The organism is Caballeronia glathei (assembly GCF_000698595.1).
Lineage (GTDB): Bacteria > Pseudomonadota > Gammaproteobacteria > Burkholderiales > Burkholderiaceae > Caballeronia > Caballeronia glathei.
In genome coordinates this window covers 1-3,123 of sequence record NZ_JFHC01000182.1, presented here as the reverse complement: position 1 = coordinate 3,123, position 3,123 = coordinate 1, and the positions used below count along the sequence as shown (strand labels likewise).

Here is a 3,123-nt window from a genome sequence, read left to right as displayed (position 1 = left end):
GCCGGAGCTTAAAAGTCGAAGGGCCGCGGAACTTCAACGCATGCGCCATCATTTCTTTTTCACGACGCTAATCTGGCCATCCAACTCAAGGTAGATCCGTTCCACCTCTTCAAGCGAGCTCGCACCATTCTCTCTTAGCGTGGCATCGAGCTCCTCGTCAGTTATCGCCTCCCGGCGCATACTATCGTGCAGCTTTCGGCTTGGTAAGACGCCACGGCAACTCACCGTTGCGACGTTGCTGCCGGCGGCGCAGCAGCGAATTCGTCCGAATCCGCGACTAGGTCGGATTGAGTCGGTTTATCGGCTGCGGCGAGTTGCAGTCGGGCCCGCTCCCAAAATTCTTCGGCGCGACCCTCTGGACTGCCGGCCTCTAGCCACAGTTGATACGCGCGTAAGCGGATTTCGCCTTCTGGGATGGGAACGTCCATGTTGTGCCTTGCTGAGAGGTGGGCCTGTCGGTGCGTGCCCTGTCATGCCGCTGCGGCGCGCTTCTGAATATTTGCCGGTATCGAGCCCTGATGATGCGCTTTCGTCCGCGCGATTGACAGAGCGATTCGATTGATATTGAGAACATTTCAGGGACCGCTTCGAGGCGACGGGACAGGCTTCGGCTCACCTCTAAATAAAGTAGTTTTCGTCTCCCAACAAAGAGTAGTCTCGATATGTAGATCGCGATTTCGGTGGTAAAAATCAGCCGCGCCCGTTCGGGTCATCTCTCGGCCAGCACGTCCAAAGAACACCAGAAGACCCTGCTCCGACACCACTCAACGCGAAAGGCAGGAGGGACAACCGTCCTCTTCGGTCTAACTGCGGACCGACCTATTCCGTCGGACCGCCGTTCAAATTCGGCGGTTTAAGCACGGGTCAAGAACTGCAATTGACCTCAATTGAAGGGCCATACCATGCTAGTTAGAGAGCGAATGAAACCCGCAGTATTCCTGGAGCCTGACGAGACCTTGGCAACTGCCGCACGCACGCTCAGGAAAGACAATATTGGCTGCCTACCGGTGTGCCAGGACGGACGACTTCTTGGCATGATTACAGACCGTGACATAGCGATGCGCGGCGTCGCAGACAATCGCGACACGGATCGCATGCGCGTTCGTGAAGCAATGTCGGTGGATGCGATTTGCTGCTCAAAAGACGAATCGATCGAAAAAGCGGCCACCCTCATGCGGGACGCCCATGTCCAGCGGCTCGCGGTCGTCAACGCTGACGGACAGTTGGTCGGCATCATATCCTTGACCGACATCGAGGGCGGCGCCTCCGAGCGACGCCCGTTCGAAGTCGTTTTCTATAAAGAGGTTCTGGACCATGCGGGCCTTCCGCATCACAGCGAGATGATGCGCGTATCCGTCGCCCAAGGATCGAAACAAGAGGCAGTCGAGGCGGCCATCAGCCAATTTGAAGAGAGCAGGCGAGTCGCAAATTGGACCACAGTGGCTGACGGCTACGACGTACTAAGTATCCACGTCGGCGAGAACGGCGAAAGCCTCGAAACACTTGAGCTTACCTCTGAGAGAGACGCGGAGATTCGTCCCCGTGCGCGAGTCCTTTGGGAACAGGCCGGCATCCCGGTAGGACAAGACGCTGAGTTTTGGGAGCAAGCGGCACGCGAGGTGGACGGCGAGAGCAAGGCGGCGAAATGAAGCCGGCTAATACTTTGGCGGTCGACGCACAACTGCGAAACGTAATGCACGTACCGTGTGTGGACTTTATCGGAGCCGGGATCGTCCCGCTCATTGAACTGCAGCCGTCGGACTTCGTGTCTGTGGCCATCGTCACTTATCCCGGCGGCGAAAAGTCCGGGTCTGGCGCATTTGGCAGCTTCGCGGCAGAACCGGAGGAGGCGTGCCAGTACGTGGTGCCGTACGCGAAAGCCGAGGCGCAGCGCCGTCTCCTGATGACGCTCTTCGAATAGTCGCTGCAAACGAGTTTGATCCTTGTACGCCGACGTTATGGACTTCCGGAGATAAGAACTCCGAGCGCTTGTCCGACATAATGGAAGTGATCAGTTTTTTGCCGGTCGCTTAGCAGATGCGATTGGCACCGCATTGGCACGGCGGCCTGACAGGCACGCGACGGTTTCCGCGGCGTTCTCGGACAATTGACATAAATCGATGTATCAATCATGTTATTGTGACAGTTATCTACAAATAGCTGTGTCAGTTGACCACGGCCTGCACGCGGTTGTAGCAGTAGGCCGCTTCGGTCACCCTGTCCGCCCGCGCCAGAATCCGTCTCTGCATCGCACGACAGTCACGAAAAATAGATAGTCGTGCGCTATTCGTTCTCCACGACCCTAACGCCGCGGCCAGCGCGGAAGAGCAAGCGTCGATGTCGTATGGCCGCAAAAAATCGCCGAGATTGCCCGCATTAGCCGAATTACTGCGCCCACCAGCATAATTAATGGACTCGACGGGCGATGACGTGGACGCGTGCTAGGAGTTGCGAGCATCGGAAGTACGGTAAGCCTTTGCGGAAGCCCTCGGGCTCTCTTTTAATCGAAATAATTGAAAAATGTATAATCCGTAATCACTTGCAGTTGCACTGCTTTTCGCGCGCCAACACAAAGTCCCATACCTTGTTGTAGTCATCAAAATAGAAGTAAATGATATTGAGCGAGTCGGCGCTCGAATTGTAAAATATTGGAATATCCTCATTATCAATACTTTTATCAGCTTCGATAGTAAAATCTAAAAATTCAGACCGAACTTCCCGAGCCCACGACCAATCCTGATGCCGCGTGTAGTGTTTTCTTTACCGGCAAAGATACAGTTGCAGCTCGGGCGAACATGGTGGCTGGGAAATGGTTAATCGCGTTTAGATGCCGGATTTAGCCGGAAAATGCAAAGACGCATACGCAGCTTGGCATTACATCCGGTCCGAGCCTAAAGAAACTGGACTTCACGAATTGAGAGCGTGATGCTCGTACGAGCGGAAAACAAATCGCTATAAGTTTACTTCGATTTCGTAGGGGCCGTCATACATATTAGCGCCTCTTAATCCCAATGGTCCGCTATTTGGAGTAAAACGCACTTTTTCCGCGCGGGCGTAAAAGCAAAAAACCGGAAATCGGCTATTAAATGCAATGCCGATAATGCAGAGGATTTTTAGCGGAGC

General features: G+C 54.6%; 4 protein-coding genes. 2 read left to right on the top strand and 2 right to left on the bottom strand.

The genetic code is table 11. The features are described 5' to 3' along the window. Positions 1 to 48: 48 nt before the first annotated feature. Both BG61_RS41160 and BG61_RS41155 read right to left on the bottom strand, forming a co-directional pair. Positions 49 to 180: a YetF domain-containing protein gene (locus BG61_RS41160; protein ID WP_081868338.1), complete on the bottom strand. Its 132-nt coding sequence runs from the start codon at positions 178 to 180 to the stop codon at positions 49 to 51. Between the two features lie 41 nt (positions 181 to 221). Further along, positions 222 to 428 carry a DUF2934 domain-containing protein gene (locus tag BG61_RS41155; RefSeq protein WP_075584337.1) on the bottom strand — a complete coding sequence of 69 codons (207 nt, stop codon included), beginning with the start codon at positions 426 to 428 and terminating at the stop codon, positions 222 to 224. A 492-nt stretch (positions 429 to 920) separates the two neighbouring features. On the opposite strand from BG61_RS41155, the gene BG61_RS39675 reads away from it, so the two are divergent. Both BG61_RS39675 and BG61_RS37990 read left to right on the top strand, forming a co-directional pair. Further along, on the top strand, positions 921 to 1,649 hold the full coding sequence (locus BG61_RS39675) for a CBS domain-containing protein (protein WP_051673095.1): 729 nt from the start codon (positions 921 to 923) through the stop codon (positions 1,647 to 1,649). Then, the gene (locus BG61_RS37990) at positions 1,646 to 1,921 is read left to right on the top strand and encodes a hypothetical protein (RefSeq protein WP_035943422.1); all 276 of its coding nucleotides are present in this window, start codon (positions 1,646 to 1,648) and stop codon (positions 1,919 to 1,921) included. The genes BG61_RS39675 and BG61_RS37990 overlap by 4 nt, the downstream gene beginning before the upstream one ends. Positions 1,922 to 3,123: the final 1,202 nt, after the last annotated feature.